This is a genomic window from Maribacter sp. PR66, from assembly GCF_028464205.1.
Taxonomy (GTDB): Bacteria; Bacteroidota; Bacteroidia; order Flavobacteriales; family Flavobacteriaceae; genus Maribacter; species Maribacter flavus.
In genome coordinates this window covers 108,624-122,338 of sequence record NZ_JAQPCH010000005.1, presented here as the reverse complement: position 1 = coordinate 122,338, position 13,715 = coordinate 108,624, and the positions used below count along the sequence as shown (strand labels likewise).

The window sequence follows — 13,715 nt, the reverse complement described above, 5'->3', positions numbered from 1 at the left end:
ATGATTAAAATTTATCACAATCCCAGATGTAGAAAATCCAGGGAGGGTCTGGAAATATTGGAGGATTCTGGCAAGGAGTTTGAAGTAGTTAAATATCTGGAGGATGTTCCCTCAAAGGAGGAACTGCGACAAGTTCTTCAGTGTTTGGGTATCTCGGCGGAGAATTTGGTCCGTAAAAACGAGACAATATGGAAAGAGAACTATAGAAATCGTCTTTTGACCGAAGAAGAAATCCTAGATGCCATGATAGAGAACCCAAAACTCATTGAAAGACCGATAGTTATAAAAAACAACACGGCGGTAATAGGTAGGCCACCAGAAAATATTAAGAACCTGATTTCTTAAGGGTCCTTAAAATCGCGGAAACTATTAACAAATAATTAACCAAAGCGACTTAAACCAAAGTTCAATTTCAAAATCAAACATTATGAATAGTACAAAGAAATGGAATCGCTTAAGCATTATCACATTGACCCTATTTCTATTCGCTGGTGTAGAAACATACGCCCAGTTTGGAAATGGTATGGGAGGATATGGTTATGGTAGGGGTTATGGATATGGAAGAGGACGAAGTGCCATACCACAGGCCCAAGAAACTCCCGAAGAGGTAAAGCCCAAGACGGCCGAAGAATTGGTAGACGGTGAAATGCCCTCCATTACAGAGGCCTTGCAATTGAACGATTTTGAAAGTGCCATTCTAAGTTCAATATTGAAAAAATACGTTCAGGAAAGAATTGAGGCACAAATATTAAAACTTCCACCTGAAAAAATGCGTGAGGTCTATGATAAGATTACGCAGCGGCAGGATGAAGAATTAAAAGCAAGTTTACCTCTAGAAAAATATGAGGCATTTGTAGAACTCCAAAAAAACGGAGTGGACAAAACCATAAAAAAGAACAAAAAAGAAAAAAAGAAACAACGAAAGAAAGACAAAAACTAAACCTATGAGAAAACTTTTCCCTTTACTCCTACTATTATTCACTTTACAAGTTATAAGTCAAAGACCAGAAGGAGGCCCAGGGAACGGTCGATCTCCTGTAACGATTACAGGTACGGTTCTAGATGAAGAAAATAACCAACCTTTGGAATATGCAACTTTGGTACTACAAAGTGTTGATAATCCAGAACGGGTTACGGGCGGAATTACGGATATCAACGGTAAATTTTCCGTAGAAGTAGGTCCTGGAAGATACAATGCACGAATAGAATATATCTCTTATAAATCAAAGGAGTTTCCTAATCAAAATTTTACCAAATCCACGGATTTAGGCACCATTAAACTTGCGCTGGATGTTGCACAACTGAACGAAGTAGAGTTAGTTGGAGAACGCACCACCGTAGAGGTACGCTTGGACAAAAAGGTATATAATGTAGGAAAGGATTTAACGAATAGTGGTGCGACCATAAGTGATGCCTTGGATAACATTCCTTCAGTTACTGTAGACGTAGATGGTGCCATAGCCCTTAGAGGAAATGGAAACGTAAGGATATTGATCAATGGTAGACCTTCCGCCCTTGCGGGCTTTGGTTCCACGGATGCACTTAGACAGCTACCTGCTGATGCTATTGAAAAAGTGGAGGTGATTACGAGCCCATCCGCGAGATATGATGCAGAAGGCACCGCCGGTATTTTAAATATCGTTTTAAAGAAAGAAAAGACCCGTGGATTTAATGGTACCATAAATACAACTGTAGGCTATCCAGATGCGTTTTCCATTACTCCAAACCTTAACCTTCGTACGGACAACTTCAATATTTTTACTACTATAGGCTATAGGTATAACAAAGGTCCCGGAAACGGCTTTTTTGACAACACCTATTTTAATGGTGCCTTTGACCGAATTATCGAGGATAGGGATATCAATAGAAACAATAGCGGATTTAATGCCAATTTAGGAATAGAATACTTTCTAACAGATCAATCTTCATTGACCATTAGTGGCTTTGGAAGGTTGAACGATGGAGAAGATGTTACGGATAATAATACAACACGTTTCATAGGTACAAATATTGATAGCAGAACTTTAAGAAGGGAAATTGAATTAGAGGATGAAAAGAGCTATCAACTTTCACTTAATTACAACAATAATTTTAATGATGAAGGACATAAATTAACGGCTGACTTTCAATATTCCTTTGATGAGGAGATAAAACCCATCATAATTAGTGAAGACCAATTTTTTCCTACGGATTCCATTATTGATGCTCAAAACATAGATCAGATTGAATTACAAAATGAAGTACTGGTACAGGTTGATTATGTACTTCCTATGGGAGATGCACAATTTGAGGCGGGCTATAGAGGTAATTTTGAGGAAAACGACAATGACTTCGCCTTGGAGCAACGTAATCCTAATACTGGTGTTTTTGAACCCAATCCAGGCTTGACAAACCGTTTTATCTTTAATCAAAACGTAAATGCGCTGTATACCCAATATGGGAACAAATACGGGAAATTTTCATTTCTTGCTGGTCTAAGACTGGAAAACACACAGTTAAAAGGTCAAGTAACCGGCGTAGATATTGAAACATTACGGGAAATTTTGGGACCGGAAATTGATTTGGATTTCAACAAGAATTATTTGGGCCTTTTCCCCACTTTGAACCTTATTTATGAACTAGCCGAAAACGAAAATATTTCTTTGGGTTATAATCGACGTATCAATAGACCTAGGGGATTCTTCATAAACCCATTTCCCTCGTTTTCCAGTAGAACAAATATTTTTCAAGGTAATCCTGATTTGGATCCAGCCTTTGCTAATGCCTATGATATAGGATATCTAAAAAGATGGGAAAAAATTACACTTACAACTTCTGTGTATTATCAAAAAGAGACAAATTCCTTTGAAAGAATCCAAGAAGAAACAGGTCAACTTACAACAGATGGTATCGCAATTATACGCTCTTTGCCCATTAATCTTTCAACCAATGAGCGAATAGGTGGAGAAGTTGGCATACTTTACAACCCCTTTAAATGGTGGAGAATCAACGGAAGTTTTAACTTTTTCCAGTTTAATTCCAGCGGTATATTTAATGGTGTGGATTTTGGCGCCAAAAACACGAGCTGGTTTTCTAGATTTAGTTCCAAGGTTACATTACCAGGAAAAATTGATTGGCAAACAAACGCCTTCTATCGGGGCCCCACCAACAATGCCCAAACAGAAAACGAAGGCATTTTTTCCATAAATCTGGCATTTAGTAAGGACATTCTAAAAGACAATGGCACCATAGCCTTTAATGTTAGCGATTTATTAAACTCAAGAAAGCGTATGTCTTTCACACAGACTCCTACGTTTACTTCAGATAGTGAATTTCAATGGCGGGTAAGGCAATTCAATCTTTCCTTTGTATATCGAATTAACCAGCAAAAGCAGCGTGAAAGAAGACAGCAAAGGGACGACTCCGGAGACGATGAAGAATTTGGAAGTTAATGGAGAAACGAATACAAAAAAAAGGGGAAGCAAAATGCTTCCCCTTTTTAATTACTATATTTTAAGCCTGTCTTGCGGCTTTTTTCTTTTCACGTCTTTCCTTCAAAAGCTCACGAATATTTCCAAACAACCAATATGGTACTACAAAAGTCAACAAGAATATCATTAACCAAAAACCTATGGTAAGTATGGTTAAAAAAGCTAGAAATCCTAAATATTGGTCAAATTCAAACATGATACTTCGTTTTATGTTCCAAAGATACTTTGAAAATGATACATTTTCCAAGTCAAACTTAAAAAAATATTTAATAGGCATTGAAGTCCAAAAAATTGGGCAAACCCCTAAATTTGTTATTCAAAATAATTAACATCATGAATTACAGAATAGAAAAAGACACTATGGGCGAAGTACAAGTGCCCAAGGATAAGTATTGGGGGGCACAAACGGAACGTTCCCGTAATAATTTTAAAATTGGACCTTCGGCATCCATGCCATTGGATATAGTTTACGGTTTTGCGTATTTGAAAAAGTCGGCCGCATATGCCAATTGCGAGTTAGGCGTATTGTCCGAAGCAAAAAGAGACCTAATTTCCCAAGTCTGTGATGAAATTTTGGCTGGTAAACATGATGAACAATTTCCATTGGTAATTTGGCAAACAGGTTCTGGCACCCAAAGTAATATGAACGTGAACGAAGTGATTGCCAACAGGGCCCATGAAATTGCGGGAAAGGTCATCGGGGAAGGTGAAAAGACCATTCAACCCAACGATGATGTCAATAAATCCCAATCTTCAAACGATACCTTCCCAACTGGCATGCACATTGCGGCGTATAAAAAAATCGTGGAGGTAACCGTTCCCGGAGTAAAGCGATTAAGGGATACCTTGGATAAAAAAGCAAAGGAATTTAAGGATGTTGTTAAAATTGGTCGGACACATTTGATGGATGCCACTCCCCTAACCCTTGGGCAGGAATTTTCCGGATATGTTTCCCAATTGGACCATGGGCTAAAGGCATTGCACAACACCTTGGACCACTTGAGCGAACTTGCCTTGGGAGGAACCGCCGTTGGTACCGGACTGAACACACCCGAAGGCTATGACGTACTAGTAGCCAAATACATTGCAGATTTTACCAGTTTACCCTTTAAAACCGCAGAAAACAAATTTGAGGCCCTGGCCGCACACGACGCCATTGTTGAGAGCCATGGGGCACTGAAGCAATTGGCGGTTTCGTTGAACAAAATTGCAAACGACATACGAATGATGGCATCGGGACCAAGATCGGGAATAGGGGAAATAATCATTCCGGCGAACGAACCAGGTAGTTCTATTATGCCGGGCAAGGTAAACCCTACACAATGTGAGGCAATGACCATGGTATGTGCCCAAGTAATGGGCAACGATGTTGCCATTGGGGTTGGAGGTACACAAGGACATTATGAATTGAACGTATTCAAGCCAATGATGGCGGCGAATATTTTACAGTCCGCCCAACTATTGGGGGATGCCTGCATAAGTTTTGAGGAACACTGTGCCTCTGGCATTGAGCCGAATCATAGTGTCATCAAGCAACTCTTGAACAACTCCTTGATGTTGGTTACAGCCTTGAACACAAAGATAGGATATTACAAAGCGGCCGAAATAGCGAATACGGCCCACAAAAACGGAACCACCTTAAAAGAGGAAGCCGTGAATCTAGGTTATGTAACCGCCGAAGAATATGATGAATGGGTAAAACCTGAAGATATGGTAGGAAGTCTTAAATAAAAATTGTTGTAGAAAATGAAAAGGGCGGTCTACGAAAGACCGCCCTTTTTATATATGTAATGGATAGTGTTCTATTATTTTAAAGCGAACTTGGAAGTTCCCAATAATTTAAGCTTATCATCATACACATTCACCATATAGTTTCCATCTTGGAAATCACTAGCTGGTTTGTTAATGTAATCACAAACATCCAAAGCCTTGTTTTCGTAATAGAATTCCGTAGCCTTACTGTAAGTAATGGAAGCACCTTCATCGTTTGTCTTGGAGAAACTTTCGCCCATAACATTTCCTTGGGGATCCAATACCTCTAAATAAAATTCCCTATCACCGGCTTGGGCGATAACGTTATCGGCAACCGTGAAACAGATCTTAAATTTATCAGTAGCCCTGGCTCTTTGCGTTGAGACCAATTTACCACTATTACGCTCTTTTACGGCATCTACATTAAATTTTGAAAGATTCAAAGCGGAACCTTTGGCAACGGCATCGGCCAGTTGCGTATTCTGCACAACCAAAGAATCATTGAAAACTGTTTGTTTTTCTAACTCAACATACGTACTGTCACGTTGCATGGCAATCATCGTGTTGGATCGGGTTAAAGAATCCACTTGTTTCAACAACTGCTCTCTTTCGGCCTTAAGTACATCCACTTGTCTTCTATATCTTGACAAAGCGGAAATATCGGCTTTCATTGTTTTTACGGAATCGATATATTTTGCAATATTATCCCTAGCCGTAACCAATTCCTCATTGGTAGCGTTACTTTCTAAAATAGCCTTATCGTATTCGGATTTTAAGCTATTCAAGTCCTCAACCACCAATTCCTTCTCCTTGGTTAGAACGGTTTCAGTCTTTTTCTTATCCTGATAAAGACTAACAGTGTAGATAATAGTACCTAAGAGCACTACACCCAATAAAGCCGCTAGGACTTTCAAACCATTGTTATTTTTTGTTTCGGTCATAATGTAATATTTAATTAATCTTGTTGATTTTCAACTAAAGTGTTTGTTTGTATCACTCTATATACGTACGGATGCGGATTTTAGATTTTTTAATGTTAAATAATTTTAAATCCGTTTTCAAAGACTATGTACTTTTAATACATTTAAAGATACTAGGATTCCAAATATAATGCTGGAAATCATTGCTTTTGAGGCAAAATACAAGGATGTTTTTAGGGACTTAAATCTGGCATGGCTAGAACGATTTTTTTATGTGGAGGATAAAGATCATGAACTTCTCAACGATTGTCAGACACATATCCTGGATAAAGGAGGACTCATATTCATCGGTCTTTGGAACCAAAAACCCGTGAGCTGCTACTCCCTATTAAAAAAGGGGGGAGGAATCTACGAATTGGGAAAAATGGCGGTGGAGGTGAAACACCAAAGTTTAAAAATCGGTCAACAGATGTTGGCGCACGCCATCGCTTTGGGAAAGCGTAATCAATGGGAGCGTATTGAACTATATTCCAGCACCATACTGAAACCTGCGCTTCACATATACAGAAAGTTTGGGTTTAGGGAAGTGATTCTGGAAAACAATTCTCCCTATGCACGATCCGATATAAAAATGGAACTATTACTTTAATTAAAATCATATTATGAAAAAGAGAAATTTACTTACGATACTATTTTTTTCGGCAACCCTTTTGTTTTCTTGTAAGGACAAGAAAGGTAAAGATGTTGATGCTGTACCATCTTACAATTCCAAAGCAAACATTCCACCCCAATCTCCATCCCAAGTATTGGACAATTTAAGGGTTGTCCCTATTGAACACGCCACAACGGTACTCGAATGGAACGGTGTCACCATTTATGTGGACCCTACCGGAGGGGCGAAAGCTTTTGAAGGTCAAAATGAGCCTGATCTACTATTAATAACCGATATACATGGCGACCATCTCAATGTGGAAACCTTACAGGAACTGAATACGGACAATGTTGCCATCGTAGTCCCGCAAGCCGTAGCCGACCAACTTCCGGAAGCATTCCATCCACAGTTGAAAATTTTGAATAACGGTGAAACTGCAGCGCTGGAAGGTATAAAAATTGAGGCAATCCCCATGTACAACTTGCGAGAAGAGGCCAAGGATTTTCATGTAAAAGGTAGGGGCAACGGTTATGTCCTCACCTTGGGGGATGAACGCGTTTATTTTTCCGGGGACACTGAGGACATTCCTGAAATGCGAAACCTTCAAAATATAGATAAGGCCTTTGTTTGTATGAACCTGCCGTATACGATGACGGTGGAGAATGCCGCCTCGGCCGTTTTGGATTTTAAACCCGCAGAAGTTTACCCTTATCATTACAGGGGCAGACCAGATGTAAGCGATGTTTCAAAATTCAAGGAACTGGTAAACGCCGGCAATACCAATATTGAAGTGGTCCAATTGGATTGGTACCCAAATGAAGAATATTGATAAAATGTAACATCGCAGTAAGAAATGAGTCTTACTAAATGAAAATTGTTTAATCACCTAAAATAAAACTGTATGAAATTAAAATTCGGAATGTTTCTACTTCCTGTGTTATTTCTTTGCATACTTGGTTGTCAAAATCAAGAAGAAAAGAAGGATGCCGATAGTCAGAAAATGGCACAATTCAAGGTACCCGTAGAATATTACACCTTGGACAACGGACTCAAGGTAATCCTTTCGCAGGACAAAACCTCGCCAACGGCCATCGTGGCGGTGTACTACAACATCGGGTTTCGGATAGAACCGAAGGATAGGACCGGATTCGCCCACCTTTTTGAACACATGATGTTCCAAGGCTCCAAAAATTTGGGGAAAATGGAATTCATAAAACTCGTTCAGGAAAACGGAGGCGTCCTTAACGGTTCAACCAGATTTGACTTTACCAACTACTTTGAAATTGTCCCTTCCCATAAATTGGAGACCATGCTATGGGCAGAAGCGGACCGAATGCGAGGTTTGGACATCACCCAGGAAAACCTGACCAACCAACAAGGTGTGGTAAAAAACGAGGTGAAAGTAAACGTTCTAAATCAGCCGTATGGCGGATTCCCATGGTTGGATATGCCACAATATGCCAATTCCAATTGGTATAATGCACACAACTTTTATGGGGACCTGGAAGATTTGGACGCCGCCAATCTAGAAGATGTATCGAGTTTCTTTAAGACCTATTACGCTCCCAACAATGCGGCACTTTCCGTGGTGGGTGATTTTGAAATGGAAGAGACCAAGGCTTGGATTCAAAAATATTTTGGAGATATTCCTGCATCGGATCTACCAGCAAAACCAGATATTTCAGAGCCAAAACAAACGGAGGAAAAAACCTTTGTAAAGGATGATCCCTTGGCCAATAAACCGGCCATAGCCCTAGCCTATCATATGCCGGAAAGAAACTCGCCGGAATATTTTGCCATGGGCCTTTTGGACCAAATTTTGGTTCAGGGAGACAACAGCCTTTTGGCCCAAAAACTGGAAAAGGAAAAAGGGTTTACGTCAAACGTGAGCGGCGGCATCAACTACTTGGGCAATATGTTCAATTACCAAGGTCCCATGCTTTGGATGTACGACCTTACCTATGATACGGATACATCGGAAGAAGAAATTTTGATGTCCATTGATGAAGTCATGAACGGACTAAAGGATTCCATAGACCAACCCACAATAGATCGGGCCATCGTTAAAATCAGGTCACAACTCTATGATGACATTGGCGGAACTTTTGGTTTGGGCCGTGCAGACCTACTTGCTTCCTTTGCATTATTTGATGACAACCCTCAAAGGATAAATACCTTGGAGGATTCCTTTAAGGAAATTACCCCAGAAATCGTCAAGAAAACCATTGACGAATTTTTGACCAAAACAAATAGAACCGTGCTAAGGGTAAATCCCCTTTTGGCAGATAACGATAAAACACAATCCTAATGAAGCGTTCCATTTTATTTATTGTTGCATTAACATTCTCCATGGGAGTTTGGGCACAGGAAAAAGAGATGCCCCCAAAAGGAGGCGAACCTAAAAATTTCACCTTACCTAAAAAAGAAATTGTTTCCTTTGACAACGGACTAGAATTGGTAATGATTCCATACGGATCTATTCCAAAAGCTACGATCCGCTTCAGTATAAAGACTGGGAATATCGATGAGAACGAAAACCAGGTCTGGTTGAGCGATCTTTTGGCCGATTTGCTGGAGGAGGGAAGCATCACGAAAACGAGCAAGCAAATTGCCGACGAAATGGCTGGAATGGGTGGGAACCTGAACATTGGCGTTGGGTTACACACTTCGTCCATAAGCAGTTCCGTACTGTATGAATTCGCCCCGGAAGCGATAAAAGTAATGGCCGATGTCCTTCGAAACCCTAAATTCCCGGAAAGTGAACTGGACAGGTTAAAGGATAACATGAAACGGGACCTTTCGGTACAATTATCCCGACCCCAGGCACAGGCAAACAGGGACTTTTACGCTACAATTTACCCTAACCATCCGTACGGAAGGGTATATCCAACGGATGAATTGATAGATTCCTATACCGTTGCCGATATTAAGTCCTTTTATGACAACCATTTTGGTGCCTTGAGGACTACGGTCTATGTGGCCGGTAATTTTAACGCCGATGAAGTCAAAACAGCGGTGGAAAGTGCCTTGGGCGATTGGAAAAAAGGTACGGAGGCCCAATACAACGTGGCGGAACCCGTAACCGCCAATGAGATAAAAATCATTGACAGACCCGATGCTCCCCAATCTACCATATACTATGGACTCCCCACGGTTGGCCCTTCGGATGCCGATTTTGTGGCATTGGATGTTACCAATTCCATTCTGGGAGGTTCCTTTGCTTCCAGGATAACAAGCAATATCCGTGAGGACAAGGGATATACGTATTCACCTTATAGTAGTTTGGACACCAATTACAAGAGTGGCGTTTGGTACGAATCCGCGGATGTAACTACCGAACACACAGGTGCTTCCTTGGCCGAAATACAAAAAGAAATCAAACGCTTGCAGGATGAACCCCCAACCCAGGAAGAATTGGATGGTATCATTAATTATGAGTCCGGTATCTACGTACTTCAGAACTCAACCCCCAATGGTATCATTGGCCAATTGATATTTTTGGATACGCACGATCTTGACGAGTCCTTTTTGACCAATAAAGTTCAGAACATGCATGCCATTACCCCTGAAAAGGTACAGGAAATGACCCAAAAGTATATCAAGCCGGAAAATATGACCTTGATCGTCGTGGGAGATAAGGCCAAAATACAGGACCAAGTAATGGAAACGGTTCAAAAACCGTTGAAGCAATAACAAAATAGACCTGTCAGGTTTTGAAAACCTGACAGGTCTTAAATAGGTACCTCGATGAGGGTTCTACCGAATCAATTTTTTATACTTAATTCGCTTCGGCATTAAATCACCACCAAGTCGTTTCTTCTTATTTTCCTCATAGTCTGAGAAGGAACCTTCAAAGAAATAAACTTGTGAGTTCCCTTCAAAGGCCAGGATGTGGGTACAGATACGGTCTAGGAACCACCTATCGTGGGATATCACCACGGCACAACCTGCAAAGTTCTCCAAACCTTCTTCCAAGGCCCTTAAGGTATTTACATCCAAATCGTTCGTAGGTTCATCCAACAACAGCACGTTTCCTTCCTCTTTGAGGGTCATCGCCAAATGGAGTCGGTTTCGTTCCCCACCGGACAACATGTTTACCTTTTTGTTCTGTTCGCTTCCGGAAAAGTTGAACCGACTTAAATAGGCCCTGGAATTTACCTGTCTTCCCCCCATCATGATCAATTCCTGCTCGTCACTGAAATTTTGCCAGATAGTTTTTTCGGGGTCAATATTGGAATGGCTTTGGTCCACGTAGGCAATTTTTGCAGTATCGCCAACCACAAATTCACCTTTATCAGGGGTTTCCTCACCCATGATCATCCTAAAAATGGTGGTCTTACCTGCTCCGTTGGGACCTATGATTCCCACAATTCCGGCTTGCGGTAACTTAAAGTTTAAATCTTCATATAATAGTTTGTCGCCATAAGCCTTGCTAACACCTTTCGCTTCAATCACATTCGTTCCCAAGCGAGGGCCATTGGGAATATAGATTTCTAGTTTCTCGTCCAGTTGTTTTTGGTCCTGACTCATCAACTTATCGTAATTATTGAGTCGGGCCTTCTGTTTGGTCTGTCTGCCCTTTACACCTTGTCGTACCCATTCCAACTCTCGTTCCAGGGTCTTCTGGCGTTTGGAGGCCGTTTTGCTTTCTTGGGCCAAGCGTTTTGATTTTTGATCCAACCAAGAGGAATAGTTTCCTTTCCAAGGGATACCTTCCCCCCTATCCAATTCCAAGATCCAACCGGCCACATTGTCCAAGAAATATCGGTCGTGGGTCACGGCAATGACCGTACCCTTGTATTGGGCCAAATGATGTTCCAACCAGTGTACGGATTCTGCATCCAAATGGTTGGTAGGCTCATCCAACAAAAGAATTTCGGGTTCCTGAAGCAGCAATCGGCACAGCGCTACCCTTCTTCTTTCCCCTCCGGACAATATCCCTATTTTCTTATCACCTTCAGGGGTTCTGAGTGCATCCATGGCAATCTCCAGCTTGGTGTCCAATTCCCAAGCGTTGGAAGCATCTATCTTATCCTGAAGTGCCGCCTGCTTGTCCATCAACTTCTGCATTTTATCGGCGTCCTCATATACCTCTGGAAGGCCGAACATGTCGTTGATTTTATTATATTCATCCAGAATAGCCACCGTTTCCGCTACACCTTCCTTTACCACTTCCAAGACGGTTTTGTTATCGTCCAATTCAGGTTCCTGTTCCAAATAACCCACATTGTAACCTGGGGAAAAGACCACATCCCCCTGAAAATTCTTGTCCTTACCGGCGATAATTTTGAGCAACGTGGATTTTCCGGAACCATTGAGTCCCAAAATCCCGATTTTGGCACCGTAAAAGAAACTCAAGTAAATATCCTTTAAAACAGGAGTATTGGCCGTTTTGAACGTTTTGGTCACACCGGACATTGAGAAAATGACCTTCTTATCGTCAGACATAAAAATCTATAAGTTAGTTGTTAGTGAATAGTAAGTCGTTGTTGGTTGTTGGTTGTTGGTTGTTGGTTGTTGGTTGTTGGTTGTTGGTTGTTGGTTAAAGAAAAAACAGTTATATACAATAGCTTTTTGCTTTTTTCAAAAAAAATAAAACTCAGAACTCTTAACTCTTCACTTGTAAACCTAAACCCTTCCTTTTAGGGCATTAAAAACCCAGGCAATGGCAAAAAATCCTATGCCGACCGAAGCAAAGCCCCATCCTGCAACTTCATTATATCGAAAAGCTCCAAGAGCTATTAAAATCAACCCGACCAAAATCATGATAAAAGTGGCCCATGCCAACACAGTGTTCTTGTTCATTCCCATCTTTCCTTAAGTTTTAAGCGAACATCAAATATCGTAATTTTTAATATGCCTTTCCAATTTTAAATCTGATTATTATAATTCAAAAGGAAATTTAATGTCTGTTTTCTGTCGTATGGTATCCATCAAATAAATCAGGTCCAAACTATTTTGATGGCTCCATAAATCGCTTTCCAACTTGCCGGCTTGTAAACACTTATGTACTTCTTCGATTTCATGTGCATATCCCTTCCCTATTTTAGGTAATTCCAAGGTCTTTGTTTCCCCATCCTTGACCAACGTGTAACTGGTAGCTTCGTGCCACCTTGGATTGATAAAAACCGACCCTTTGTTTCCTGAAATTTCACTTTTCATTTCTGAGTCGGAAGTTAGTCCGCTATATAACATAGCGTGTGCATTGTGATAGTCGAAAATCATACTACATTGTTTTTCTACACCCGTTTCATGAAAATGAACTTTCGCCAAGATATCGGCAGGCATTCCAAGCATTAAATATGCTAAAAAAATTGGGTATAGGCCTATATCCAATAAAGAACCGCCGGCCAATTCAGGATTGAGCAATCGTCCCTTTTCATCGCGATCTAAGGCATAAAATGCAAAATCTGAATATAGGTATCCAACATCCCCTATCTCACCTGAGTCAACAAGTTCCTTAACGGCATTTATAGTGGGGTTGAATCGGGACCAAAGGGCCTCCATTAAGAATACCTTGTTCTTTTTGGCAGCTTCTATCATTCGCTCTACTTCCGACTTGTTAACACCCATAGGCTTTTCACAAAGTACATGTTTACCTGCCTCCATTGCACTGATGGCCACCTCGGCATGATACGTATGCGGCGTAGCGATATATATAACGTCAACCGTATCACTTTCAAAAAGAGCATCATAACTCCCAAATACATGGGGAGCCCCATATTCGTCAGCAAATTTCTTAGCCCTTTCAAGACTTCTAGAACCTACAGCTGTAAGTTTACCTCCGGAAACCAAGGCTAAATCCTTTGAAAACGAATGTGCTATTTTACCGGCACCTACAATACCCCATCTTACCATACTTTTATATTTTGTTTACAATTTACCCAAATTTAACTCCTTATCTTTAGCCTAAGAAATGAA

The 13,715-nt window shown here is 40.7% G+C and carries 13 protein-coding genes; 8 read left to right on the top strand and 5 right to left on the bottom strand.

Going from position 1 to position 13,715, the window contains the following annotated elements; all coding sequences use genetic code 11:
• From arsC to PP181_RS10750, 3 genes are all read left to right on the top strand, one after another.
• The gene (gene arsC / locus PP181_RS10760) at positions 1-345 is read left to right on the top strand and encodes an arsenate reductase (glutaredoxin) (protein WP_272637098.1); all 345 of its coding nucleotides are present in this window, start codon (positions 1-3) and stop codon (positions 343-345) included.
• Between the two features lie 82 nt (positions 346-427).
• The gene (locus PP181_RS10755) at positions 428-940 is read left to right on the top strand and encodes a hypothetical protein (RefSeq protein WP_272637097.1); all 513 of its coding nucleotides are present in this window, start codon (positions 428-430) and stop codon (positions 938-940) included.
• A gap of 4 nt (positions 941-944) precedes the next feature.
• Positions 945-3,431, top strand: coding sequence for a TonB-dependent receptor domain-containing protein (locus tag PP181_RS10750; RefSeq protein WP_272637096.1), 2,487 nt, complete (start codon positions 945-947; stop codon positions 3,429-3,431).
• Between the two features lie 61 nt (positions 3,432-3,492).
• Here the strand turns inward: PP181_RS10750 and PP181_RS10745 are convergent, their stop codons facing one another.
• Positions 3,493-3,666, bottom strand: a complete 174-nt coding sequence (locus PP181_RS10745) for a hypothetical protein (RefSeq protein WP_162850213.1) — start codon at positions 3,664-3,666, stop codon at positions 3,493-3,495.
• Positions 3,667-3,803: 137 nt separating this feature from the next.
• Between PP181_RS10745 and fumC the strand changes: the two genes are divergently transcribed.
• A complete protein-coding gene (gene fumC, locus PP181_RS10740; protein ID WP_154919924.1) occupies positions 3,804-5,201 on the top strand; it encodes a class II fumarate hydratase in 1,398 nt (465 codons plus the stop codon).
• A 74-nt stretch (positions 5,202-5,275) separates the two neighbouring features.
• Here fumC and PP181_RS10735 read toward each other — a convergent pair whose 3' ends face one another.
• Complete coding sequence (locus PP181_RS10735; protein WP_138258354.1) at positions 5,276-6,163, bottom strand: hypothetical protein; 888 nt, start codon at positions 6,161-6,163, stop codon at positions 5,276-5,278.
• 169 nt (positions 6,164-6,332) lie between these two features.
• Here PP181_RS10735 and PP181_RS10730 point away from each other — a divergent pair, with 169 nt between their 5' ends.
• The 4 genes from PP181_RS10730 to PP181_RS10715 all read left to right on the top strand — a co-directional run bounded on the left by PP181_RS10730 (position 6,333) and on the right by PP181_RS10715 (position 10,487).
• Positions 6,333-6,791, top strand: coding sequence for a GNAT family N-acetyltransferase (locus tag PP181_RS10730; protein WP_154919926.1), 459 nt, complete (start codon positions 6,333-6,335; stop codon positions 6,789-6,791).
• Between the two features lie 13 nt (positions 6,792-6,804).
• Complete coding sequence (locus PP181_RS10725; RefSeq protein WP_154919929.1) at positions 6,805-7,623, top strand: MBL fold metallo-hydrolase; 819 nt, start codon at positions 6,805-6,807, stop codon at positions 7,621-7,623.
• 72 nt (positions 7,624-7,695) lie between these two features.
• On the top strand, positions 7,696-9,102 hold the full coding sequence (locus PP181_RS10720; protein WP_272637095.1) for a M16 family metallopeptidase: 1,407 nt from the start codon (positions 7,696-7,698) through the stop codon (positions 9,100-9,102).
• Positions 9,102-10,487, top strand: a complete 1,386-nt coding sequence (locus PP181_RS10715) for a M16 family metallopeptidase (RefSeq protein WP_154919936.1) — start codon at positions 9,102-9,104, stop codon at positions 10,485-10,487. Before PP181_RS10720 ends, PP181_RS10715 begins: the two co-directional genes overlap by 1 nt.
• A gap of 63 nt (positions 10,488-10,550) precedes the next feature.
• On the opposite strand, the gene ettA is transcribed toward PP181_RS10715, so the two are convergent.
• The 3 genes from ettA to PP181_RS10700 all read right to left on the bottom strand — a co-directional run bounded on the left by ettA (position 10,551) and on the right by PP181_RS10700 (position 13,652).
• On the bottom strand, positions 10,551-12,242 hold the full coding sequence (gene ettA, locus PP181_RS10710; RefSeq protein ID WP_272637094.1) for an energy-dependent translational throttle protein EttA: 1,692 nt from the start codon (positions 12,240-12,242) through the stop codon (positions 10,551-10,553).
• A 180-nt stretch (positions 12,243-12,422) separates the two neighbouring features.
• Entirely contained in the window at positions 12,423-12,599 is a 177-nt protein-coding gene (locus PP181_RS10705) for a CAL67264 family membrane protein (RefSeq protein WP_240042728.1), read from the bottom strand.
• A gap of 78 nt (positions 12,600-12,677) precedes the next feature.
• Positions 12,678-13,652: a Gfo/Idh/MocA family protein gene (locus tag PP181_RS10700; RefSeq protein ID WP_272637093.1), complete on the bottom strand. Its 975-nt coding sequence runs from the start codon at positions 13,650-13,652 to the stop codon at positions 12,678-12,680.
• Between the last annotated feature and the right edge of the window lie 63 nt (positions 13,653-13,715).

Coding starts and splice junctions, on each gene's coding strand:
- fumC (WP_154919924.1), top strand. CDS start 3,804: ATGAATTACAGAATAGAAAAAGACACTATGGGCGAAGTACAAGTGCCC.
- PP181_RS10745 (WP_162850213.1), bottom strand. CDS start 3,666: ATGTTTGAATTTGACCAATATTTAGGATTTCTAGCTTTTTTAACCATA.
- PP181_RS10730 (WP_154919926.1), top strand. CDS start 6,333: ATGCTGGAAATCATTGCTTTTGAGGCAAAATACAAGGATGTTTTTAGG.
- PP181_RS10755 (WP_272637097.1), top strand. CDS start 428: ATGAATAGTACAAAGAAATGGAATCGCTTAAGCATTATCACATTGACC.
- PP181_RS10715 (WP_154919936.1), top strand. CDS start 9,102: ATGAAGCGTTCCATTTTATTTATTGTTGCATTAACATTCTCCATGGGA.
- PP181_RS10700 (WP_272637093.1), bottom strand. CDS start 13,652: ATGGTAAGATGGGGTATTGTAGGTGCCGGTAAAATAGCACATTCGTTT.
- PP181_RS10735 (WP_138258354.1), bottom strand. CDS start 6,163: ATGACCGAAACAAAAAATAACAATGGTTTGAAAGTCCTAGCGGCTTTA.
- PP181_RS10750 (WP_272637096.1), top strand. CDS start 945: ATGAGAAAACTTTTCCCTTTACTCCTACTATTATTCACTTTACAAGTT.
- ettA (WP_272637094.1), bottom strand. CDS start 12,242: ATGTCTGACGATAAGAAGGTCATTTTCTCAATGTCCGGTGTGACCAAA.
- arsC (WP_272637098.1), top strand. CDS start 1: ATGATTAAAATTTATCACAATCCCAGATGTAGAAAATCCAGGGAGGGT.
- PP181_RS10720 (WP_272637095.1), top strand. CDS start 7,696: ATGAAATTAAAATTCGGAATGTTTCTACTTCCTGTGTTATTTCTTTGC.
- PP181_RS10705 (WP_240042728.1), bottom strand. CDS start 12,599: ATGAACAAGAACACTGTGTTGGCATGGGCCACTTTTATCATGATTTTG.
- PP181_RS10725 (WP_154919929.1), top strand. CDS start 6,805: ATGAAAAAGAGAAATTTACTTACGATACTATTTTTTTCGGCAACCCTT.